Below are 22,034 nucleotides of genomic sequence, written 5' to 3'. Positions count from 1 at the left end.
CGTTCAGGGTTTCTGGTTCCTCAAGCCCTGCAACATCTGGAGGGTGGCTTCGTCCGCCGGGAAAAAAGTCTCCATCGCCAGTTCCTGCAGGGTCACGTCCACCGGCGTCCCGAACACCGTGGTGGTGCTGATGAAGCTGAGCACACCGGCCGGCGTGCGAAACTGCAGCGGCATCGCCACACCCAGGTGCTCTCCGTCGAGGTGCGTGTCTTCGGCACCCGGCGGCAAGGGGTAGGCGCGCAGTTCCTCCAGCAGCGCCGTCAGCCCGGGGTCGGCCGTGGCCGTGACCTGCTGGCGCAGCCGTTCAAAGATATGGCTGCGCCACTGTGCGATGTTGACGATGGCGTGCGCCAGGCCTTTCGGGTGCAGGCTCAGCCGCAGCACATTGGTCTGGCCCGGCTGCAGCAGGGAGGGGTCGGCGCCTGCCAGCAGGTGCGGCACCATGGCGTTGGCCGCTACCAGGTTCCAGTGGCGGTCTACCGCCAGCGCAGGACACGGTTCGTGGCTCTTCAAAATCAGCTCAACCGCCCGGCGCGCCGAGTCCAGGGCCGGGTCGGCCAGCGGCCTTTCGCGGTACATGGGCGCGTAGCCGGCAGCCACCAGCAGCACATTGCGCTCGCGCAGCGGAATGTCCAGCCGCTCCGACAGCCGCAGCACCATCTCGCGGCTGGGCACCGAGCGGCCGGTTTCCACAAAACTCAGGTGGCGCGTCGAGATGTCGGCCTCATGGGCCAGGTCCAGCTGGCTGAGGCGCCGGTGCTGGCGCCAGTGGCGCAGGTGGTCGCCGAAAGGCTGGGGCGCGCTGCGCGGCGCCGGGCGGCTGGGGGAGTGGGTGCTGGCGTTCATGGGGCCATCGTAAAGCCATGTGGGGGTTTTCCCATTACCTGCCAGGTCATCGACCAGGCGCCGCTGCGCAGGAATGATGACCTCCATGCGCACCGACCCGGCGGCCCGGCGCGCTGATCGCTGATCCACATCACCGGCTGCCATTTCAGGAGTTTTGCCATGTCCTCGAGTTCCATCCTTTCCTCCCCGAACTTCCTGCGCAATGTGCTGCGTGTGGACGCGCTGTCGTGCATTGCCTGCGGCGCGCTGCAGGTCGCATTTCCGGCCGCGATGGCCCGCCTCTTGAACCTGCCTGAAGGGCTCATTGCCTACACCGGTGAGTTTCTGCTGGTTTATGCGGCCGTTGTTGCGTTTGTTTCAACGCGTAATCCTTTACCGCGCGCCATCGTCTGGGCACTGGTGGCCGGCAACCTGGGCTGGGCGCTGGCCTGCGTGCTGTTGCTGGCCGGCGGGTCGGTATCGCCCTCCGCGGCCGGTGTGGCCTATGTGGTGATGCAGGCGCTGACGGTGGCGGTGCTGGCGGAACTGCAGTACTTCGGCCTGCGCCGGGCCGCGCCGGCGCCCGCCTGGTGACGGCCGGGGCAGGGCGCAAGACTCGGTAGGCGGGCAGGGTATGCGGCCGCGGGCACCCATGGCGGCCCGGCCCCTGCCAGAATGGGGGCTGCCGTCAATAAAAAGGAGTCCGCCCATGGCCAAACCGCTTGCCCACGCTTTTTCGTCCACGCTCAAAAGCTTCAAGACCGCCTCCGGCAAAACCGGCAAGTTTTACTCCCTGCCGGAGCTCGCCAAACAATTTCCCAAAATCTCCCGCCTGCCGGTGTCCATGCGCATCGTGCTCGAATCGGTGCTGCGCAACTGCGACGGCAAGAAGGTCACGGCCGACCATGTAAGCCAACTGGCCAACTGGCTGCCCCAGGCCGAGCGCAGCGAAGAAATTCCCTTTGTCGTTTCGCGTGTGGTGCTGCAGGACTTCACCGGCGTGCCGCTGCTGGCCGACCTGGCCGCCATGCGCAGTGTGGCGCTCAAGCTGGGCAAGAACCCCAAAGCCATCGAGCCGCTGGTGCCCGTGGACCTGGTGGTCGACCACTCCATCATGGTCGACTACTACGGCAAGAAAAACTCCATCGACCTCAACATGAAGCTCGAATTCCAGCGCAACCGCGAGCGCTACGAGTTCATGAAGTGGGGCATGCAGGCCTTCGACACCTTCGGCGTCGTGCCCCCGGGCTTCGGCATCGTGCACCAGGTCAACCTGGAATACCTCTCGCGCGGCGTGCACAAGACGCCGGACAACGTCTACTACCCCGACTCGCTGGTCGGCACCGACAGCCACACCACCATGATCAATGGTATCGGCGTGGTCGCGTGGGGCTGCGGCGGCATCGAGGCCGAGGCGGCCATGCTGGGCCAGCCGGTTTACTTCCTCACGCCCGACGTGGTCGGCTTCGAGCTGACCGGCCGCCTGCGCGAAGGCGTCACCGCCACCGACCTGGTGCTGCGCGTGACCGAGCAGCTGCGCAAGGAAAAGGTGGTCGGCAAGTTCGTTGAATTCTTCGGCGAAGGCACGCGCACGCTGGCCCTGCCGGACCGCGCCACCATAGGCAATATGGCGCCCGAGTACGGCGCCACCATGGGCTTCTTCCCGGTCGATGAAAAAACCATCGATTACTTCAAGGGCACCGGCCGTACCAAGGAAGAGATAGAAGCCTTCGAAGCCTACTTCAAGGCGCAGGGCCTGTTCGGCGTGGCCAAGGCCGGTGAGATTGATTACTCGCATGTGGTCAGGCTTGACCTGGGCGACGTCACCCCCAGCCTGGCCGGTCCCAAGCGCCCGCAGGACCGCATCGAGCTCGGCAATGTCGCCGGCCAGTTCAGGTCGCTGTTCAGCAAACCCATCGCCGAGAACGGGTTTAACCAGCCCGCCGGCATGCTTAACACGCGCCACCTGGTGCGGCGCACCGATGAAGGCCGCCAGGACACGCTGCCGTCCGCGCCGCCAACCCCGGCGGGCGCCGCACGCCCCGTGATGGAGATGGAGGGCAACCGGCCCACGCTGGCGCACGCGCGTGCCAGCAACACCACCGATGCCCCCGCCGCCGCGCAAGTTGAGGTGGTGCACTCCTCGCCCGGCATCACGGTGGGCAACGGCGACGTGCTGATCGCCGCCATCACGAGTTGCACCAACACCTCCAACCCCAGTGTGCTGCTGGCCGCGGGCCTGCTGGCCAAAAAAGCGGTGGAAGCCGGCCTGAAAGTGCAGCCGCACATCAAGACCTCGCTCGCGCCCGGTTCGCGCATCGTGACCGAGTACCTCACCGAAACCGGTTTGCTGCCCTACCTTGAAAAACTGGGCTTCGCGCTGGCCGGTTACGGTTGCACCACCTGCATCGGCAATGCCGGCGACCTGACACCCGAGCTCAACGAAGCCATCAGCAAGAGCGACCTCGTGTGTGCGGCCGTGCTCTCAGGCAACCGCAACTTCGAGGCGCGTATCCACCCCAACCTCAAGGCCAACTTCCTGGCCAGCCCGCCGCTGGTGGTGGCTTACGCGATCGCCGGCACGGTGATGCGCGACCTGATGACCGAGCCCGTGGGCAAAGGCAAGGGTGGCAAGGACGTTTACCTCGGCGACATCTGGCCGAGCAGCGACGAAATCTACAAGCTCATGAAGTACGCGATGAACGGCAAGGCCTTCCGCGCCAACTACGCGAAAGTGAAGACCGAGCCCGGCAAGCTCTGGGAAAACATCAAGGGCGTCAAGGGCAACGCGTACACCTGGCCCGCGAGCACCTACATTGCCGAGCCGCCCTTCTTCAAGGACTTCGCGATGGACGCCGGTCAGGCCGGCAGCGTGTCGGTCAAGGGCGCGCGCATCATGGCGCTGTTCGGTGACTCCATCACCACCGACCACATCTCGCCGGCCGGCTCCATCAAGGCGAGCTCGCCCGCGGGCCTGTGGCTGCAGGAAAACGGCGTGCAGAAGGCCGACTTCAACAGCTACGGCGCGCGGCGCGGCAACCACGACGTGATGATGCGCGGCACTTTCGCCAACGTGCGCATCAAGAACCTCATGATTCCGCCCGGCGCGGACGGCTCGCGCGAAGAGGGCGGCGTGACGCTGTTCCAGCCAGGCGGCGAGAAGATGTTCATCTACGACGCCGCCATGAAGTACATCGAGCAAGGCACGCCCACGGTGATTTTTGCCGGCGAGGAATACGGCACGGGCTCCTCGCGCGACTGGGCCGCCAAGGGCACGCAGCTGCTGGGCATCAAGGCCGTGGTGGCGCGCAGCTTCGAGCGCATTCACCGCAGCAACCTGGTCGGCATGGGCGTGCTGCCCCTGCAGTTCAAACCCGGCGACTCCTGGCAAGGCCTCAAGCTCACCGGTACCGAAGTCATCGACGTGATTCCGCACCCCGAACTCAAGCCGCAAAGCGAGGCCAAGCTGGTCATCACGCGCGCCGACGGTTCGCGCGAGGAAGTCACCGTGATCCTTCGTGTGGACACGCCCATCGAGGTCGATTACTACCGCAACGGCGGCATTTTGCCTTTTGTGCTCAGGCAGCTGTTGGCTGCATGAGCACGAAAGGCACTTCATTGGAAATCGCCACGCGGCCGCGTGGCGAGGTGCTTCGGCAGCTGTTGGCTTGATGCTGCGGCAGGCTCTTATCGCTGGCGGCGGCATCGGCGGGCTTGCCGCTGCGGTGGCTGCAACGCGGGCTGGCTGGGACGTTCGCCTGTTTGAACGCGCAAACGCGTTCAGTGAGGTCGGCGCGGGCATTCAGCTCGGCCCCAATGTGGTCAAGGTGCTGCAGCGCTGGGGCCTGGCCGGCGCCTTGCAGATCGTGGCCGCGTTTCCTGAACGCCTGCAGGTGCGCAGCGCCATTTCGGGCCAGGTGCTGGGCGAGTTGCCGCTGGGTGCCACCATCGCCCAGCGCTATGGTGCACCCTATGCCACCTTGCACCGCGCCGATCTACATCGCCTGCTGCTGGAGGCCGTGCAGCAAAACGCCGACGTCAAGCTGCACCTGAGCCGCCCGCTGCAGTCCTTCAGCCAGACCACGCAGGCCGTGACGGTGCAGGCCGACGACGGCCCCGGCATTGAGGGTGATGCCCTCATAGGCGCCGATGGTTTGTGGAGCACTGTGCGCCAGGAGCTATTAGGCGACGGCCTGCCGCGCCGCACCGGCCACCTGGCTTATCGCGCTCTTGCAAAGCAGTCCGATTTGCCGGAGCAACTCCGCAGCCAGCAGGTCACCGCCTGGCTGGGGCCGCGCATGCACGTGGTGCAGTACCCGGTGCGCGGCGGCGAGTCGCTCAACGTGGTGGCCATCGTGCACGGCGAGGTTGCCGCTGAAGCCGACCTCTGGGATCACAGCGCCAATGCCGCGGACCTGACCGCAGCGACGGTCGGCTGCTGTTCCGCGCTGCGCGAAGTGATGCCGGCTATTGAAGGCTGGCGCCTGTGGGTGTTGCACGACCGCGCACCCATGCAGGGCRCCCACCAGCACGCCGTGGGTCGCGTGGCCTTGCTGGGCGATGCCGCCCACCCCATGCGGCCTTACCTGGCGCAAGGCGCCGGCATGGCGATCGAAGACGCCGCTGAACTTGGCCACGCGTTAGCGCAGGCGCTGGACCCGGCCCTGGACGTGCCCACCATGCTGCAGCGCTATGCGCTCAATCGCTGGCAGCGCAATGCGCGTGTGCAGGCGAGGGCGCTGCGCAATGGGCAGATATTCCATGCCGACGGCTTGCTGCGCTGGGGGCGGGATGCCTCCATGAAGCTGCTGGGTGAGAAACTCCTGGATATGCCGTGGTTGTATGGCGGGGTGGCCTCGGCCAGGTGACGGCGCCCGTTATTCGCTGGTTCCGGCCTGCCGCAGCAGCCAGCTTCGGAAGATTTTCAAGGGCTCCAGGCTTGAGGACTCCTCCGGGTACACCAGGTAGTAGGCCTTGCCCGATACCCATGTCTTCCTGGACAGCCGGCACAGGCGCCCTTGCGCCACCGCATCACCGGCCATGAACTCCGGCAGCAGCACTGCGCCCAGCCCCGCGACGGCGGCATTGAGCGCCATTGACATCAGCTCGTAGCGCGGCCCTTTCTCGCCTTCCGGCATCGGCAGGCCGTTCTGGTTGAACCATTGTTCCCAGGCATCCGGAACCGTCGTGTGCTGCACCAGGGCGAAAGAGGGCGTCTTTTTTGCGGACAAGGCCTTGCCGTTTTTGGCAATCCATGCCGGTGCGGCGTAAGGCGCCATGGCCAGCGGCAGGACGAAGTCATTGTGGACACCCGGGCGCTTTCCGTCGCCGAACTCAAGCGACGCGTCAACCGCCATGCTCTTGAAATCCACGGAGCCCACGCGGGTGGCGAAATTGAGTGTGATCTCAGTGTGCGCGCGGGTGAAGTCGGGCAGGCGCGGAATCAACCAGTAGCTGCCCAGGGAGGCGCCTACCGAGAGGGTCAGCAAACCACCGCGCCCTTTGAGCGCCATGACGTTGGCTGTGGCGCGTTCGAGCCGCTGCAACACCGCGCTGGTTTCTTCCACATAAAACCGGCCCGCTTCCGTCAGCACGAGGGCGTCACGGCGGCGCACAAACAGCGTGAGGTCAAGGCGTGCTTCCAGTGCCAGGATTTGCCGGCTGACAGCGCCCTGGGTCAGGTGCAGCTCTTGCGCCGCCGCGGTGAAGGAGCGCAATCTTGCGCTTGCTTCCAGGCAAAGAAGTGACATGGTTGATGGCGGGCGCAGCATGGTGATGCATGAGTAAATATCATGAAAGACGGAGAAATTGTCGTTTGTAGCTTTGGGCGTGTCAAAGCATCATTTGTTTATCTCATTGATTAACGCCAAGGTGCCTTATGACCGGATTGAAAGCCACTCGACGGAATGTTCTCAAACTCGGCGCCGTTGCCATGGCCTCGTCACCCCTGCTGGCCCGCGCGGCCTGGCCTGACCGGCCGATACGGCTGGTGGTGCCCTCGGCCGCGGGCGGCTCGCCGGACAATATTTGCCGCATCCTCACTGCCGAGCTGCAGAAAACGCTGGGCCAGGCTTTTGTCATTGACAACAAGCCCGGCGCCAGCGGCAACATCGGCATGCAGGAAGTGGTTCGTGCCGCGCCCGACGGCTATACGCTGGGCTACGGCAACGTGGGAACCCTGGCGATCAACAAATCCCTCTTCGCCAGGCTGCCCTATGACCCCGACAAGCAGCTGATGCCCGTGGCGCTGATCGGTTATGTGCAGAACGCCCTGGTGGTGCGCCCGGACCTTGGGGTGAACAGCGTCGGTGAACTGATCAAGCTTGCCAAATCGCGTCCCGGCCAACTCACCATGGCCTCGCCTGGCAACGGCACCACAGGCCACCTCGGCGGCGAACTGTTCAAGAGCATGACGGGCACTTTCATGACCCACGTGCCTTACCGCGGCAGCCCGCAGGCGATTCAGGACCTGATGGGCGGCCAGGTCGACCTGATGTTTGACAACCTCTCATCCATCGCGCCGCATATCAAGAACGGCCGCGTCAAGGTGCTGGGTGTATCGGGCCGCGCGCGCAGCCCGCTTTTTCCCGAGGTTCCGACCATCGGGGACTCCGTCAAGGGCTATGAAACCACGGCCTGGGGCGGCATCGTCGCGCCGGCCGGCACGCCCCGCGATATCGTCAACCGCCTGAACACCGAGATCAACAAGGTGCTGGGCAATGCGCTCGTCAATGAACGTTATGCGGCCATTTCTTTTGAGACCACCATCGGCCCGCCCGACCGGCTTTTTGATCGCGCCATGCGCGAGACCCGTCTCTGGGCGGAAGTCGTCAAACGCGCCGGTGTGAAGGTGGATTGATGCCGGCATACGATCTCATCATCGAAGGCGGCGACCTTGTCGACGGCACGGGCGCGGCGCGGCGGCGGGCGGACATCGGCGTGGCCGCCGGGCGCATTGCCGCCATCGGCGACCTTTCGGCGCAGCCTGCCGGGCAGCGGGTGGACGCGCGCGACCGTATCGTCGCGCCGGGGTTTATCGACGTGCATACCCACGATGACAGGCTGCTGCTCATGCCCACTGTCGGCGCGCACCCCAAACTCTCACAAGGGGTGACGACGGTCGTCGCCGGCAATTGCGGCGTCAGCCTGGCCCCGCTTCAAACCCGAAATCCGCCCGCGCCGCTGGATATCCTGGGCAGCGACGGCTGGCACTACGCGACCTTTGGCGCATACATGGACGCATTGGCCGGCAGCGAGCTGGCCGTCAATGTGGCCTGCCTGGTCGGCCACTCGACCCTTCGCGTCAGGCGCATGGATAACCTTGAGAGGCCCGCTACGCCGTTGGAGTCCGCTGCAATGGCGGAGGATCTCGCAGAGGCGCTGGCCTCCGGCGCCATCGGCTTGTCCACCGGCCTTTACTATCCCCCCGCGCGAGCCGCCACAGCGCAGGAAGTCATCACCGTGGGCGCCCCGCTCAAGGCGGTCGGCGGTATCGTGGCCATGCATATCCGGGACGAGGGCGATGCCATTGACGAGGCCCTGCGGGAAGCGCTGTACATCGGCGGGCGGCTGGGCGTGGATACGGTCCTGTCCCACCACAAGCTGGTCGGGATGGCCAACCACGGCCGGTCTGTGCAGACGCTCAGGATGCTGGAGGAGGCTGCCCTGAATCAGCCTGTGTGCTTCGACTGCTACCCTTACAGCGCATCGTCCACCATGCTGCTGCCGTCCCGCGTCAAGCAGTCCAGCGATGTGTTGGTGACCTGGTCGCAAGTCGATCCCGCTGCTGCGGGGCGCTCGCTCCGGGAACTGGCTCGCGAGCGCGGCCAGTCTGAAGAGGACATGGCGCGCGCCTTGCAGCCCGCCGGCGCAATCTACTTCGCCATGAGCGAGGACGATGTAAGCCGCATCCTCAGCCATCCGATGGCCATGGTCGGCTCGGACGGCCTGGCGCACGATGTGCGTCCGCACCCTCGTTTGTGGGGAACGTTTCCCCGCGTGCTGGGGCACTACGTGCGCGACAGGAAGTTGTTTTCCCTGGAGACGGCGATCCACAAGATGACCGGCCTCAGCGCGCGCCGCTTCGGCCTGGCAGGCAGGGGAACGCTGGCAGTGGGCCATCACGCCGACATCGTCGTCTTTGACGAGCATCGCATTACGGCCAATGCCAGCTATTCGCATCCCACGGAAGTGAGTTCAGGCATCGACGCTGTCTTCGTCAATGGACGACTGGCATGCCGGGACGGGCACACCGTGAGCGCCGGCGCGGGGTCGGTGTTGTATGGCCCTGGCGCCGCACCGACATTGTGAACGGCGTCTTGCGGTCAAGTGCCGCAGCGCGTTTGCGCCAAGGCAAAACAAAACGCCCGAGTGCGCTTTTTCGTGACTCCAGGTGCTCTCAGCTTTCTGGGTGCGCCTTGTCCTGGGCAGGCGCCGGTGTCACCACTGCGGGTATGACGGAGGGCATGGCGACCATTGAGGCCACGGATTCGGCAATCCCTGTCAGCGAGGGGTTGGCAAGTCCGGCGTCTTTCATGATTGCATCGACGATGGGTTTGGCGACTTGGTACTGCAGCGCTGAGTTGACGACCTGCTCCGGCAGGGTGCCGGCGCCGCCGGAACCGCCGGCCTGGGCCGCGCCGCCCGCCCCGTTGCCCATCGGCATGCCGTTGACCTGAAACAGGCGGATTGACTCGATCTTCTCGAGCGGTTTGACCGACTGCTGGATGATCAGCGGCAGTGCGCGGATCAGCTGCAGCCTCACTTCGAGGTCAATCTGTGCCGCACCAAGCCGGTTTTTTGCTTCGTTGATCGCGGTGATACCTTCGGCTTCGGCCAGGGCTGCGGCGCGCTTGGCGTCAGCCTCGACCTTCAGTGCGAGCGCGCGATTTTCCGCGGCCTCACGCTCGGCTGTAGCCGCCACCGTCACCGAGATTGCCTGTTGCTCCGCCTCTCGCGCGGCGTCGATCAGCTGGATCGACTTGCCGCGTTCGGCGATCGCCACTTCGCGCGCGGTATTCACAAGCTCTTCGGATTTCACGGCATCCGCGCGCGCGGTGTTGGCGGCGGCGTCGGCCTGCGACTGTTCCTGGGACTTTTGGGCGATGGCGATCGCGGCGGTCTGGTTGGCCAGCTCGATCGACTGGCGCTGCTCCGCTTGCTTGACTTTGGTTTCGCGGTCGGCTTCGATCTGCTTCTTTTGCACCGAAAGGTTTTTGTCGATTTCGGCGCTGTTGACGGTGCGGTCGGCTTCGATACGCCGTTCCTTCACCAGGCGGTCTGCGTTGATGCGGACTTCTTCGGCTTCACGCTGGCGCTCGGCTTCGATCTTGGCGATAGCGGTGGTCTGGTCGGCCTTGGCGTTGGAGATTTCCTGTTGCTGGGTGAGGGTCGCGAATTCCTGCTCTTTGGAGATGGTCAGCTTCAGGCGCTCGGCTTCCAGGTTCTTGGTGCGCACCTGGACTTCCGTGTCCTGTTCGATGTCGTTGCGCTGTTTGCGGCGGCTTTCGGTTTCCTCGGTCAAGCGCGTCAAGCCCTCGGCATCAAAGGCATTGCTGGGGTTGAAGAACTCCTTGGCGGTCTGGTCCATGCTCGTGAGCGAGACCGATTCGAGTTCGAGGCCGTTTTTCTCGAGATCTTCGGCCACGGCGTTTTGCACGGCCTGGACAAACTCGCGGCGCTTGTCCTGCAGCTCGCGCATCGACATGGTTGCCGCGGTGGCACGCAAGGCGTCAACGAATTTGTCTTCCACCAAGACTTTGAGCGCCGCCGGTTCCATGGTTTTGCGCCCCAGGGTCTGGGCCGCCGTGCTCACGGATTCAGCGGTCTGCTTGACACGCACGAAGAAGGCCGCGGCCACGTCCACGCGCATGCGGTCCAGCGCGATCAGGCTCTGCTCTTCACGGCGCGAAACTTCGAGCTTGAGCGTGTTCATGTTCACGGGAATGGTTTCATGAAAGATCGGCAGCACGATGGCGCCGCCGTCCATGATGACCTTCTGGCCGCCGAGCCCGGTGCGCACAAAAGCGGTTTCCTTGGTGGCGCGGTGGTAGAGCCGCGCGAAGACGATCCCGATGAGCAGCAGTGGGAAAAATACCAGCGCTGCGGGAACCGCTATGTTGATAAGCATGTCGATCACGATTTACTCCTCCGGTTGTTGTTTTCTGCGGCCGATCAAGCCGGCTCGCCATTCGATTCAAAGTTCTTTAACGGGACTCACAAAAGCTCGGGATGCGGGTTGCGTATGCACTTGAAGCGGGCACCGGCTTTGCGCACCAGCACGATGGCTGTGCCTTCGTCCAGCGTCTGCTCGGCGATGTCCGGTTCGACCATGACATAGTGCGCACGGCCATTCGCATCGCGGACCTTGGCTTCGGCCGCCACGCCGTCGCGCGCATGGCCGCTGACGATGACACCGGCGCGGCCTATCAAGGTCTGTTCGCTGACCGCGCTGGTTTCGTCGCCGGGGATGATTCTGGCCAGCAAGCCGCCTACACCGCTGACGGTGGAAATCCCCGCGAGGAAAGCCGGAATGCCGGCCAGCCATGCGGGAAGCAGCGTACCGGCAAGGCCGTGGGCCGCCGACTGGATCACGTAGCCCGAGACCGAGAAGCCGGCCAGGAACAGTATCAGCAGCACAAGCAGAGGGACTTTGCCTACATGCAGCCAGCCCAGCGGACCGTCGACGCCGTCCGGCATCTCGGGCAACAAGTTGTCGAGTATGTGCGAGGGGCTGTGCGCCAACATCAGCCCGGCGCCTTCCACAATGCCCAAACCGACCATCACGGCCAGCGAAGCGCCAAAGGGCCAGGTTTCGGGTGCGGTGAAGATGATCATCGCGGCGGCCTCAATGGCTCGCCTTGAGCTCAGCCAGTCGCTCGCTGATCTTGTTGTCGCGCGCCAGCTGGTTGAGTTCGTTGAGCTTGGCCGCCTGCTCCAGGCCGCCGCTACCGGCACCGTTCAGGCCGGTGTGGCGCCGGAAGGTGCGGTCAAATGCCGACTGGGCGGAGTTCATCCTGGCTTCGGCGGTGGCGGCGGGGTTTTTGCGCAGGTTGCTGGTTTCGGCGAGGCGGCGCGATGCCTCGAAGTCCTGGATGGTTTTTTCCATCTCGCGCTTCTTGCCCATCAATGCATCCACGAAACCGGACAACTCCTTGTCCTGCTGGCCCATCTCACTGAGGCTGGTCTCGAGGATGGGCAACTGGGCTTCTATGTCAAGCTGCCGGGCGATGGCCTGTTTGGCCAGATCTTCGCGATTCTCTGCAATCGCCGTGGTCACGGAGGCCGACAAGGCGTCGTGCTCCTTGTTGAGCTGCAGGTGCTGCTGCTGGGCGAGGTGCCGGTTCGCGACGATGCGCCCCAGTTCGGCCCTGACCTCGTCAGTGACCTGCTCGACTTCGCGCACCGATTGTTCGAGCACGGCGACAGGCGCGGCATCTTCTATTTTGTCGAGCAGGGCATGGGCACCGCCGGTGATCACGCGGGTAACCCGGGTACGTAAGCTATCGGCCATAAAACCTCCCTTTTTAGCGTGGTGACGAAATCAGCTGGGCCAACTCGAGGACGCGAGTTGAATTATCAATGACGACTTTTTCATCATAGGCGGCGGCGCGCGTGGTGACGGCCTGCCTGAGCAGCGTTTCCGCCAGCTGCATGGTACGTTTGACGAGCAGGGCTTCGAGTTCGCGGGCGCTGTTGGAAGACGAGGCCTGGCTGGCGTGCAGCATGGCGATCAAGGCCGGAAGGTGCTCCATGAACGCCGCCAGCACTTCGGAGTGCTGGCCGGTTTTTCGTTCGAGTTGGGCGATCTGCTCGCGTGTGTTGCGGCCCAGGTCGCGATACATCGACAAGGCGCCGATGTAGTCGGTGTCGCCATCGTGCATGCGCTTGAGGTGGAGTACGGCAACGCGCAGCTTGTCGCTCAGGGTGGTCGCGTCTTCCAGCTGAAGCGTCGACAGCCACTCGTAAAGGTCGTCGGGGAGACGGGCGGAAATAGGTACCATGTCGACGATTGTATTCAAATGAATACGTTCGTCAACGATTAAATGAACACCCCGATTTCACAGGTCTGTGCGTAGCTGCAGATCTCAGGAGGCCGCAATCCGGCATCTTTCTGATAACCGATCTCACACATGCCCTCAGGGCAAGACCACCAACAGATTCGCCCAACGGCGTCACTCTCCACGTAGCCTCTGGGTTCACTCGCGTGCTGTCCGTGGGCGGCAGGCGCTCCTGGTGGTCCGCAAAACAGCCGGATGATGTATCGCTGCACTGGTCCTCCCGGCCCTAGTCCGCATAGGCCCCCGCCGCCTTGATCACCGGCGTCCAACGGGCAATTTCGCTGTGCAGGTATTCGCGATGGCCCGCGGGTGTGTTGCGCGCGTCTCGAACCACGTCGATCCCTGAAGCGAGTTGTGCCTGTTTGAATGCGTCCGTCTGGATTGCGGCCAGCAGTGCGCTGTTGACCCTGGTTTGTACTTCCGCAGGCGTATTCTTCGGCGCGTACAGCCCGTACCAGACGCCGAGCTGCACGGATGGGATGCCGAATTTCTCGAGCGTCGGGATCGCCGAGGCGCCGGGGACGCTGAGCGGCTTGCGTGATGTCACGCCGATGGGCTTGGTTTTCCCGCTGAATACCTGGGGAAGCACATTGGCGGTCAAATCGCACATCAGGTCTACATGGCCTCCCAGCAAATCCGCCAGTGCCGGAGCGGTACCGCGATAGGGAACGGTGGTCATGCCGATGCCCAGCGAAGATTGGAGCAGCAAACCGCACAGATGCGATGCCGACCCGATGCCGCCATTGGCAAGCTTGACCTGTGGTTGCTTGGCGATCCATCGCACCAGCTCAACCGCTGAGCCAGCGCTTATCTGTGGGCGTGTCACCAGCATCAGCGGTGATTCGGCCATGATGCCCAAAGGTTCGAAATCCGTTTCCGGGTTGAACCCGAGGCGGCGATACAGGGCAGGGGCTGTCGCCATGCTGATATGGTTCAGCAGCAAGGTATAGCCGTCTGGAGCCGCACGCAAGGCGATGGCACTGCCCAGGTTGCCTCCAGCGCCTGACAGGTTCTGGATGACGATGGGTTGCCCTAGCTGCTTTGCCAGGGGCAAGGCAAGCTCGCGGGCAAGCTTGTCCATAGGGCCTCCTGCCGGATAGGGAACAATCAATGTCAACGGTTTGGAGGGGTAAACACCTTGCGCCTGCGCGCCCATGCCGCATGCCAGAAAAGCCCACAAAACCAGTAAAAACAGTTTTTTGCTCATAAGGTTCTCCAGGGTTAGCGGTACTTTTCAAGCCGGCATGCGAAGGGCTGCGTGTCCGACGGCCGAAGCCCGAAGGGCCCGCCGGGCTTGCGTCGCCGCCAGGCAGTTTTCAACGACGGCCGGCTCCGATGTCAAAGGTGTACCACCTGGAAAGGGCGGCTTGGGGTCGTATTCGATCTGGAGCTGGATTTGTTTGGCGGCTTCGTCTCCCTTCAGCATGGCGACGACCTTCAAGGCCATGTCGATGCCGGATGTCACGCCGCCCGCCGTGAAGATATTTCCGTCCACACACATGCGCTCTTTGGTGACGATGGCGCCGAATGCCGGAAGAAAGTCGATGGCCTGCCAGTGGCAGGTGCTGCGCCGACCCTTGAGGAGGCCTGCGGCACCGAGCAGCAGCGAGCCCGTGCAGATGCCGAAGATGTACTTCGCGGACTTTGCTTGCCTGCGGGTGAAGCCGACCCACTCGGCATCCAGTATGGCGTCGTCGGTTCCTGGTCCCCCGGGCACCACCAGCAGGTCGCAGGGCGGCGCGTTTGCGATGGTCGTGGTGGGTATCAGTGTGAGGCCGCGGTCCGAGCGGACGGGCTCCAATGATTTCCCGACGAGCTCGACATGCACGCCCGGCACCCGCGCCAGGACTTCAAAAGGCCCCGTCAAATCGAGTTGTGTCAGGGCATTGAAGAGAATAATATTGACTTTCATGAACCCGCTCCTTAATACACGCAAGGTAAGGCCAGGTGCCGCAGGGACAGTGCCAAAAGCGGGCGAATCTGCGCCAAAGTTGGTGGCATTCCTGGTGTTCGACGGGTTCCAGCCGATTGACCTCGCCGGGCCGTGGCAGGCATTTGCCACGGCCAACGAAGAGGCGGGCGTTCCGGTGTATCGCCTGGTCACCGTGGCACAGAAGGACGCTGTGACGAGCGCCGATGGCGCACTGAAGATTCATGTGGACCACGGCCTGGAGGCCGCCGCCGCATTGCCGATCGATGCGTTGGTGGTGCCGGGCGGTGGCGGTGTGTATGCGGCATGCGCAGACCTTCAACTGGTCAACTGGCTGAGGGAAAGAGACCCCGCCACCCGCAGAACCTGCAGCGTTTGCACGGGGGCCTTCCTGCTCGCCGCCACCGGGCTGTTGAGTGGCCGGGAGGTCACCACCCACTGGCGATCCGCCGGCAGGTTGCAGCGGGACTTCCCGGACCTTCAGGTCAACGATGACAAGATCTACTGCGAAAGCGGCAAGTACTGGAGCACGGCGGGTGTTGCGGCCGGTATCGACCTTGCGCTGGCCCTTATCGAGCGTGACCATGGCGCCGACATCTCGCAGCGTGTGGCGCGGCGGCTGGTTGTGCATTTGCGCAGGGACGGCGACCAGCGCCAGTACAGCCAGGCCCTGAGGATCCAGGACAGGGCCGCTGCGCCATTTCGCCAGTTGATCGAGTTATTGCAGGCTCGGCTCGACCACGAATGGTCCGTCGACGCGATGGCGGATATGTGCAATATGTCCCGGCGTACTTTTCAGCGCAAGTTTGCCGAGCACTTCGGCATGGGCCCCATCGCCGCACTCAACAGCTTGCGGCGTGAGCAGGCGGACATCCTCGCCAGCTCGGGGCGCCTGTCGGAGAAGGAGGTCCAGAGGCATACCCGATCGACCCGGGGTATCTCCAGCGCCAGGACAGCGGCCGCAACGCGTGGTGCGGGTGGCGCTTGCTGATCACCAAAGCCCCTTAGCCCGTCGCCCACACTCTGGGCGCCTATAAGTCGGTGCGCAGTTTCCAGATCTCAGGAAACAACACCACATCCAGCATCTTGCGCAGGTAGCTCACACCGCCAGTGCCGCCAGTGCCGCGCTTGAAACCGATCACGCGCTCGACAGTGGTCACATGCCGGAAGCGCCAGAGGCGGAAGGCGTCTTCCAGGTCGGTGAGTTCTTCGCCGAGCTGGTACAGGTCCCAATACTTCTTCGGGTCGCGATACACCACCAGCCAGGCTTGTTCGACGGCCTCGCTTTCGACATAGCCCTGGGTCCAGTCACGCTGCGTGTGGCTGGCCGGCACGGCCAGGCCGCGGCGGGCCAGCAGGCGCAGGGCTTCGTCATAGAGCGATGGCGCCTCGTACGCGGCCTGCACCTGGGCCAGCAGGTCGGGCCTGTGCGCATGGGGCTTGAGCATGGCGGCGTTCTTGTTGCCGAGCGCGAATTCGATGCAGCGGTACTGCGCACTCTGGAAGCCGCTGGAGTTGGCGAGGTAGGGGCGTATTGCGCTGTACTCGGGTGGGGTCATGGTGGCCAGCACGTCCCAGGCGTGCACCAGTTGCTCCATGATGCGGCTCACGCGCGCCAGCATCTTGAAGGCGCCGCCCAGCTCGTCGTTGGCGACATTGGCGATCGCGGCGCGCAGCTCGTGCAGCATCAGCTTCATCCAGAGTTCGCTGGTCTGGTGCTGGATGATGAACAGCATTTCATTGTGGTCGGGCGAGAGCGGCTTTTGCGCACCCAGGATCGCGTCGAGTTGCAGATAGTCGCCGTAGCTCATGGACTTGCTGAAGTCGAGCTGCGCTTTTTCGTCGATGACGATGTCTTCGGGTTTGGATGAGGAGGTCATGTCAAGTCACCGCGTGTTTCTGGTTGAACTCAGGTTTGCGCCATTGCGCTGTTTCCAGAACTTGTTTGAGATGTTCGACGGCGTTCCACACGTCTTCAAAGCCGATGTAGAGCGGGGTGAAACCAAAGCGCAGGATGTCAGGCATCCCCGTGCGTCCTGAGCCTGTCGAAGGATCACCCGCGCGGAAGTCGCCGATCACGCCGCGTGCAATCAGTGCCTGCACGATGGCATACGCGCCTTCGGTCCTTGTGAGGCAGACTTGCGAGCCGCGTTGTGCATGTTCGCGCGGCGTGGCCAGGCCCAGGCCGTGGCCTGCGCAGCGTTCTTCGACGAGCCGGATAAACAGGTCGGTGAGCGCCAGCGATTTTTGGCGCAGGGCCGGCATGCCGCCCAGCGCTTCGGCGGCCAGCACGGTATCCAGGCCGCATTCCAGCGCGGTCATGCTCAGGATGGGCTGGGTGCCGCAGAGGTAGCGCGAGATGCCTGGCGCAGGCCGGTAATCGGGCGTGAACTCAAACGGCGCGGCATGGCCCCACCAGCCGGCCAGCGGTTGCCAGAAACGGTCAGCATGCTTGGGGTTGACCCAGACGAAGGCCGGTGCGCCGGGGCCGCCGTTGAGGTATTTGTAGCCGCAACCTATCGAGAAGTCGGCTTTCGCCGCGTTGAGGTCCACCGGCACCGCACCCGCGCTGTGCGCCAGGTCCCAGATGGTGAGCACGCCGGCAGCATGCGCTGCCGCAGTGACGGCGGCCATGTCGTGCATGGCGCCGGTGCGGTAGTTCACATGGGTCAGCATCAGCACGGCCACTTCGCTTGTAAGTGCGGCGGTGATCTCCTCGGGCTCGACGAGCTGCAGGCGAAAACCGCGCTCGCGGCACAGGGCTTCGGCGATGTAGAGGTCGGTCGGGAAGTTGCTGCGCTCGCTGACGATCACCTTGCGCCCGGGCGCGTCCTGCGCTGCGATGTGCAGCGCGGCGCTGAGCACCTTGTAGAGGTTGATGGAGGTGCTGTCGGTGGCCACCACCTCGCCGGGGGCCGCGCCTATCAGTCGGGCGATCTTGTTGCCCAGGCGTTGCGGCAACTCGAACCAGCCGGCGCTGTTCCAGGAGCGGATCAGGCCCTGGCCCCATTCGGTTGTCACAGCCTCGGCGACGCGGGCGGCCGCGGTGACGGGCAGCACGCCCAGCGAGTTGCCGTCGAGATAGATCACGCCTTCGGGCAGTGTGAATTGTTCGCGCAGTGCGCGCAGCGGGTCTTGCGCATCGAGGGCGCGGCAGTCTTGCAGAGTGGTCATCTTTTTTTCTTCAGGGAAGTTCACGCAACACGGCGCGTACKGGGGAAGCATCGGCCCGGGTCAGTTTGAGCGGCAGGGCAATCAGTTCGTAGTCGCCTTCGGCCACCTCGTCGAGCACCAGGTTTTCCAGCACGCGCAGGCCGTGCGCCAGCAGCTGGTGATGGCTGGGCAGGTCCTGGCTGGTGGCCGGGTCCACGCTGGGCGTGTCTATGCCGATCAGCGTGATGTGTTTGCTCGCCAGCAATTCCAGCGTTTCGGGCGCGATGGCGGTGAAGGCGTCCCAGGCCTGGCTGGCGCGGCGTGAAGTGCGCAGCAACACGCGCGGCGGCAGGCCGTCCAGCGCGTGGGCGACGTGTTCGGGCAAGACCAGCGGGCCGCAGTCCAGGCAGTGGATGACGCGGCAAGGCCCAAGGTAGGGGGCGAGGTCCAGCTCGCCGGCGCTGGCCGCGCCATTCGCATAGTGCAGCGGGGCGTCGGCATGCGCGCCGGTGTGCGGCGACAGCGTGATGCTGTTGACGTTGACCGGGCAGCCCGGCGTCAGGGAAAAATGCAGTGTCTGGGAGTAGGCCGTGTCGCCGGGGAACACGGCTGCGTTTTCATCGACCGACGGTGAGATGTCCCAGAGTTTGCGCGGTGCTGTTGGGGTGGAGGCAGGCATGGATCCAAAGGTAGCACCGGCAAAAATGCCGTGGTGTCGGTTATTTCCAACAATCTCAAAAATACTTGAGACTTAAAGTATCTGGCGATGATGGCCCGCCCAGGCTCATGCGGCCTGGGCGAGGCTGGGGCACAATCCAGACCTGTGGCGCATCGCTGCATCGATTTACCAATCAGCAATACCTCCCTCCAACCTTTCAAGAGAGACAAGGCAGACCATGAATTCCGAGAACAAGTCCAACGGCAAAGTCGCACTCGTCACCGGCGCGGGCACCGGCATCGGCAAGGCCGTGGCCCTGGCCCTGCTGCGTGAGGGCTACAGCGTGGCGCTGGTGGGGCGCCGCGTGGAACCGCTCAATGAGGTCGCCAAGGAATCCGGCACGGACCGCGCGCTGGCGCTGCCCACCGACGTGAGCAAGCCCGAGTCCGTGGCGGCTGCATTCGGTGCCGTCAAAGAAAAGTTCGGCCGTCTCGACTTGCTGTTCAACAATGCCGGCGTGGGTGCACCGCCCGTCAACCTTGAAGACATCACGTTTGAGCAGTGGACCAATGTGGTCAACATCAACCTCACCGGTTCTTTTCTCTGCGCGCAAGCCGCCATCAGGCTGATGAAAGACCAATCGCCCCAAGGCGGCCGCATCATCAACAACGGCTCGATCTCGGCCCACGCGCCGCGGCCCAATTCAGCGCCCTACACATCGACCAAACACGCCATCACGGGCCTGACCAAATCCATCTCGCTGGACGGCCGCAAATACAACATCGCCTGCGGCCAGATCGACATCGGCAACGCCATGACGGAGCTCGCGGCCCGCATGGCCAAGGGCGTGCCGCAAGCCAACGGCGAAATCGCCATTGAACCGATGATGGATGCGAAGGAAGTGGCCGATGCCGTGGTGCACATGGCGTCGCTACCGCTGTCGACCAATGTGCAGTTCATGACCATCATGGCCACGAAGATGCCGTTTGTGGGCCGCGGATAACGGACGGCAGCGGGTGCTTTAGCCCGCTTGCTGCCCTAGGTTCGCGTTAGTTACGCTATGCGAGCTGCCCGAGCAGAAGGAACTCCATGAGTGCCTTTTGCGCGTGCATCCTGTTTTGGCTTTGGCACGCGGCCTGTGGCCGCTTCACGTGCGCTCTGCGCACATGAGCCTGCACCGAAGCAGGCTGCCGGCGCTGCGCGCCGACGCTCGCGTGTTACGCGAGCTGCCCGAGCAGAAGGAACTCCATGAGTGCCTTTTGCGCGTGCATCCTGTTTTCAGCTTCGTCCCAGACGACGGATTGCGGGCCGTCTATGACTTCGGCTTCGACTTCCTCGCCGCGGTGGGCGGGCAGGCAGTGCATGAAGAGTGCGTCGGGCTTGGCCGCGCGCATCATTTCGGTGTCCACGCACCAGTCGGCGAAGGCCTTTTTGCGCGCCTCGTTCTCGGCCTCATAGCCCATGCTGGTCCATACGTCGGTGGTGACCAGGTCGGCGCCGGCGCAGGCCTGCATCGGGTCCTTGAAGACCTTGTAGCTGTCGGCCGAGCGTATGCCGGCGATGGACTGGTCCACCTCGTAGCCGCCTGGTGTGCTCACATGCACCTTGAAGCCCAGGATTTCACTGGCCTGCAGCCAGGTGTTGGCCATGTTGTTGCCGTCGCCCACCCAGGCCACCGTCTTGCCTTTGATGGAGCCGCGGTGCTCGATGTAGGTGAAGATGTCGGCCAGGATCTGGCAGGGGTGGAACTCGTTGGTCAGGCCGTTGATGACGGGCACGCGCGAGTGCTCGGCGAAGCGGTCTATCTTGGTCTGCTCGAAGGTGCGGATCATCACCAGGTCGACCATGCGGCTGATGACTTTCGCGCTGTCCTCGATGGGCTCGGCGCGGCCGAGCTGGCTGTCGCCGGTGGTCAGGTGCACCACGCTGCCGCCCAGCTGGTACATGCCGGCCTCGAAGCTCACGCGGGTGCGGGTCGAGGCTTTCTCGAAAATCATGGCCAGCGTGCGGTCGACCAGCGGCTGGTGTTTTTCGTAGGTCTTGAACTTCTTCTTGATGATGGCGGCGCGCTCGAACAGGTAGGCGTATTCCGCCGCATTCAGGTCGCTGAACTGCAGGTAGTGCCGCACGGGGGCGGGCGTGGTGGGTATCGCAGTGCTCACGCGTTTTTCTCTTTCAAGAGCTGTTTGATCAGCGGAACCAGGATGGCCACTGCTTCGTCGGCCTCGGCCGTGGTCATGATGAGCGAAGGCACCATGCGGATCACGGTGTCGGCGGTCACGCTCAGCAGCAGGCCGTTTTCGGCGGCGCGGCCCAGCAGCTCGCCGCATGGCACCGTGAGTTCAATGCCCAGCATCAGGCCGCGGCCGCGAATTTCTTTCAGGCCCTTCACGCCGGCCAGTTCGCGCGCCAGCGCGGCGCGCAGGTGCTCGCCGACTTTCACGGCATTGGCCAGCAGGCCTTCTTCTTCCATGATGCGCAGGGTTTCAACGCCGGCCCGCATGGCCAGCGGGTTGCCGCCGAAGGTGGTGCCGTGGTTGCCGGGGCCGAAGATATGGGCGGCCTTGGGGCCGGCCACGACGGCGCCGATAGGAACGCCCGAGCCCAGGCCCTTGGCCAGCGGCATCACGTCGGGCTTGATGCCGGCCCACTGGTGGGCAAACCACTTGCCGGTGCGGCCCATGCCGCACTGAACCTCGTCGATCATCAGCAGCCAGTCGCGCTCGTCGCAGAGCGCGCGCACTTCGCGCAGGTACTCGTCCTTCATGCTGTTGATGCCGCCTTCGCCCTGGATGGCCTCAAAGAACACGGCGACGACATTGGGGTTGTTGGCGGTGGCGGCCTTGAGCGCATCGATGTTGTTGAGCGGCACGCGGATAAAACCTTCGACCAGCGGGCCGAAGCCGGCCTGCACCTTGGGGTTGCCGGTGGCGCTCAGGGTGGCGATGCTGCGGCCGTGGAAGGCCTTTTCGTAGACGACGATTTCCGGGCGCTCAATGCCTTTGTCGTGGCCGAACTTGCGCGCCAGCTTGAGCGCGGCTTCGTTGGCTTCCAGGCCGGTGGAGCAGAAAAACACGTTTTCCAGGCCCGACAGCTCCACCAGTTTGGCGGCCAGGGTTTCCTGCAGCGGCACATGGTAGTAATTGGAACTGTGGATGAGCTTGGCGATCTGGTCTTGCAGGGCAGGCACCAGTTTGGGGTGGTTGTGGCCCAGGGTGTTGACGGCAATGCCGCCCAGTGCGTCGAGGTAAGCCTTGCCGTTGACGTCCCAGACGCGGCAGCCCTGGCCATGGTCCAGCGCGATCGGCAGGCGGCCGTAGGTATTCATCACGTGAGGGGAGGCGGCTTCGATGTGCTTGGGCAGGGCTGCGGTCATGGAGAACTCCGGAACAAGGGCTGTGACAGTGCG

20 protein-coding genes are annotated in these 22,034 nt (G+C 64.0%); 7 read left to right on the top strand and 13 right to left on the bottom strand.

Features of this window, described 5'->3' with window-relative positions; translation table 11 throughout:
- Positions 1 to 3: 3 nt before the first annotated feature.
- Positions 4 to 846, bottom strand: coding sequence for a helix-turn-helix domain-containing protein (locus AC1DXS_RS13000; RefSeq protein ID WP_477737920.1), 843 nt, complete (start codon positions 844 to 846; stop codon positions 4 to 6).
- A gap of 159 nt (positions 847 to 1,005) precedes the next feature.
- On the opposite strand from AC1DXS_RS13000, the gene AC1DXS_RS12995 reads away from it, so the two are divergent.
- From AC1DXS_RS12995 to AC1DXS_RS12985, 3 genes are all read left to right on the top strand, one after another.
- Positions 1,006 to 1,419, top strand: a complete 414-nt coding sequence (locus tag AC1DXS_RS12995; RefSeq protein ID WP_477737903.1) for a hypothetical protein — start codon at positions 1,006 to 1,008, stop codon at positions 1,417 to 1,419.
- A 115-nt stretch (positions 1,420 to 1,534) separates the two neighbouring features.
- Positions 1,535 to 4,426: an aconitate hydratase gene (locus AC1DXS_RS12990; protein ID WP_477737902.1), complete on the top strand. Its 2,892-nt coding sequence runs from the start codon at positions 1,535 to 1,537 to the stop codon at positions 4,424 to 4,426.
- 70 nt (positions 4,427 to 4,496) lie between these two features.
- Entirely contained in the window at positions 4,497 to 5,693 is a 1,197-nt protein-coding gene (locus tag AC1DXS_RS12985) for an FAD-dependent monooxygenase (RefSeq protein ID WP_477737901.1), read from the top strand.
- A gap of 9 nt (positions 5,694 to 5,702) precedes the next feature.
- Here AC1DXS_RS12985 and AC1DXS_RS12980 read toward each other — a convergent pair whose 3' ends face one another.
- Entirely contained in the window at positions 5,703 to 6,575 is an 873-nt protein-coding gene (locus AC1DXS_RS12980) for a LysR substrate-binding domain-containing protein (RefSeq protein ID WP_477737900.1), read from the bottom strand.
- A gap of 182 nt (positions 6,576 to 6,757) precedes the next feature.
- On the opposite strand from AC1DXS_RS12980, the gene AC1DXS_RS12975 reads away from it, so the two are divergent.
- Positions 6,758 to 7,684, top strand: a complete 927-nt coding sequence (locus AC1DXS_RS12975) for a Bug family tripartite tricarboxylate transporter substrate binding protein (protein ID WP_477737899.1) — start codon at positions 6,758 to 6,760, stop codon at positions 7,682 to 7,684.
- Complete coding sequence (locus AC1DXS_RS12970; RefSeq protein ID WP_477737898.1) at positions 7,684 to 9,135, top strand: N-acyl-D-amino-acid deacylase family protein; 1,452 nt, start codon at positions 7,684 to 7,686, stop codon at positions 9,133 to 9,135. Before AC1DXS_RS12975 ends, AC1DXS_RS12970 begins: the two co-directional genes overlap by 1 nt.
- An 88-nt stretch (positions 9,136 to 9,223) precedes the next feature.
- Here AC1DXS_RS12970 and AC1DXS_RS12965 read toward each other — a convergent pair whose 3' ends face one another.
- The 6 genes from AC1DXS_RS12965 to AC1DXS_RS12940 all read right to left on the bottom strand — a co-directional run bounded on the left by AC1DXS_RS12965 (position 9,224) and on the right by AC1DXS_RS12940 (position 14,796).
- Positions 9,224 to 10,954, bottom strand: coding sequence for a flotillin family protein (locus AC1DXS_RS12965; protein ID WP_477737919.1), 1,731 nt, complete (start codon positions 10,952 to 10,954; stop codon positions 9,224 to 9,226).
- A gap of 86 nt (positions 10,955 to 11,040) precedes the next feature.
- Positions 11,041 to 11,661 (bottom strand): YqiJ family protein, encoded by a 621-nt coding sequence (locus AC1DXS_RS12960; protein ID WP_477737897.1) that lies wholly within the window; start codon positions 11,659 to 11,661, stop codon positions 11,041 to 11,043.
- Positions 11,662 to 11,671: 10 nt separating this feature from the next.
- The gene (locus tag AC1DXS_RS12955) at positions 11,672 to 12,337 is read right to left on the bottom strand and encodes a PspA/IM30 family protein (RefSeq protein WP_477737896.1); all 666 of its coding nucleotides are present in this window, start codon (positions 12,335 to 12,337) and stop codon (positions 11,672 to 11,674) included.
- Positions 12,338 to 12,350: 13 nt separating this feature from the next.
- Positions 12,351 to 12,827, bottom strand: coding sequence for a hypothetical protein (locus AC1DXS_RS12950; protein WP_477737895.1), 477 nt, complete (start codon positions 12,825 to 12,827; stop codon positions 12,351 to 12,353).
- Between the two features lie 283 nt (positions 12,828 to 13,110).
- A complete protein-coding gene (locus AC1DXS_RS12945) occupies positions 13,111 to 14,091 on the bottom strand; it encodes a tripartite tricarboxylate transporter substrate-binding protein (RefSeq protein WP_477737894.1) in 981 nt (326 codons plus the stop codon).
- Positions 14,092 to 14,118: 27 nt separating this feature from the next.
- Positions 14,119 to 14,796 carry a DJ-1/PfpI family protein gene (locus AC1DXS_RS12940; protein WP_477737893.1) on the bottom strand — a complete coding sequence of 226 codons (678 nt, stop codon included), beginning with the start codon at positions 14,794 to 14,796 and terminating at the stop codon, positions 14,119 to 14,121.
- Positions 14,797 to 14,878: 82 nt separating this feature from the next.
- On the opposite strand from AC1DXS_RS12940, the gene AC1DXS_RS12935 reads away from it, so the two are divergent.
- Positions 14,879 to 15,805, top strand: coding sequence for a GlxA family transcriptional regulator (locus AC1DXS_RS12935; RefSeq protein ID WP_477737892.1), 927 nt, complete (start codon positions 14,879 to 14,881; stop codon positions 15,803 to 15,805).
- 40 nt (positions 15,806 to 15,845) lie between these two features.
- On the opposite strand, the gene kynA is transcribed toward AC1DXS_RS12935, so the two are convergent.
- The 3 genes from kynA to kynB are packed head-to-tail and all read right to left on the bottom strand — an operon-like array spanning position 15,846 to position 18,646.
- On the bottom strand, positions 15,846 to 16,694 hold the full coding sequence (gene kynA / locus AC1DXS_RS12930; protein ID WP_477737891.1) for a tryptophan 2,3-dioxygenase: 849 nt from the start codon (positions 16,692 to 16,694) through the stop codon (positions 15,846 to 15,848).
- A 1-nt stretch (position 16,695) separates the two neighbouring features.
- Complete coding sequence (gene kynU / locus AC1DXS_RS12925; RefSeq protein ID WP_477737890.1) at positions 16,696 to 17,988, bottom strand: kynureninase; 1,293 nt, start codon at positions 17,986 to 17,988, stop codon at positions 16,696 to 16,698.
- A gap of 10 nt (positions 17,989 to 17,998) precedes the next feature.
- Entirely contained in the window at positions 17,999 to 18,646 is a 648-nt protein-coding gene (gene kynB, locus AC1DXS_RS12920) for an arylformamidase (RefSeq protein WP_477737889.1), read from the bottom strand.
- A gap of 217 nt (positions 18,647 to 18,863) precedes the next feature.
- Between kynB and AC1DXS_RS12915 the strand changes: the two genes are divergently transcribed.
- Positions 18,864 to 19,628 carry an SDR family oxidoreductase gene (locus AC1DXS_RS12915; protein WP_477737888.1) on the top strand — a complete coding sequence of 255 codons (765 nt, stop codon included), beginning with the start codon at positions 18,864 to 18,866 and terminating at the stop codon, positions 19,626 to 19,628.
- A 214-nt stretch (positions 19,629 to 19,842) separates the two neighbouring features.
- Here the strand turns inward: AC1DXS_RS12915 and argF are convergent, their stop codons facing one another.
- Positions 19,843 to 20,787 (bottom strand): ornithine carbamoyltransferase, encoded by a 945-nt coding sequence (gene argF / locus AC1DXS_RS12910; RefSeq protein WP_477737887.1) that lies wholly within the window; start codon positions 20,785 to 20,787, stop codon positions 19,843 to 19,845.
- Entirely contained in the window at positions 20,784 to 22,001 is a 1,218-nt protein-coding gene (locus AC1DXS_RS12905) for an acetylornithine/succinylornithine family transaminase (protein WP_477737886.1), read from the bottom strand. The genes argF and AC1DXS_RS12905 overlap by 4 nt, the downstream gene beginning before the upstream one ends.
- Between the last annotated feature and the right edge of the window lie 33 nt (positions 22,002 to 22,034).

Source organism: Polaromonas sp. P3_B1 (genome assembly GCF_056402935.1).
Note: the sequence above shows the minus strand (reverse complement) of the source record. Positions and strands in the feature narration are given on the sequence as shown.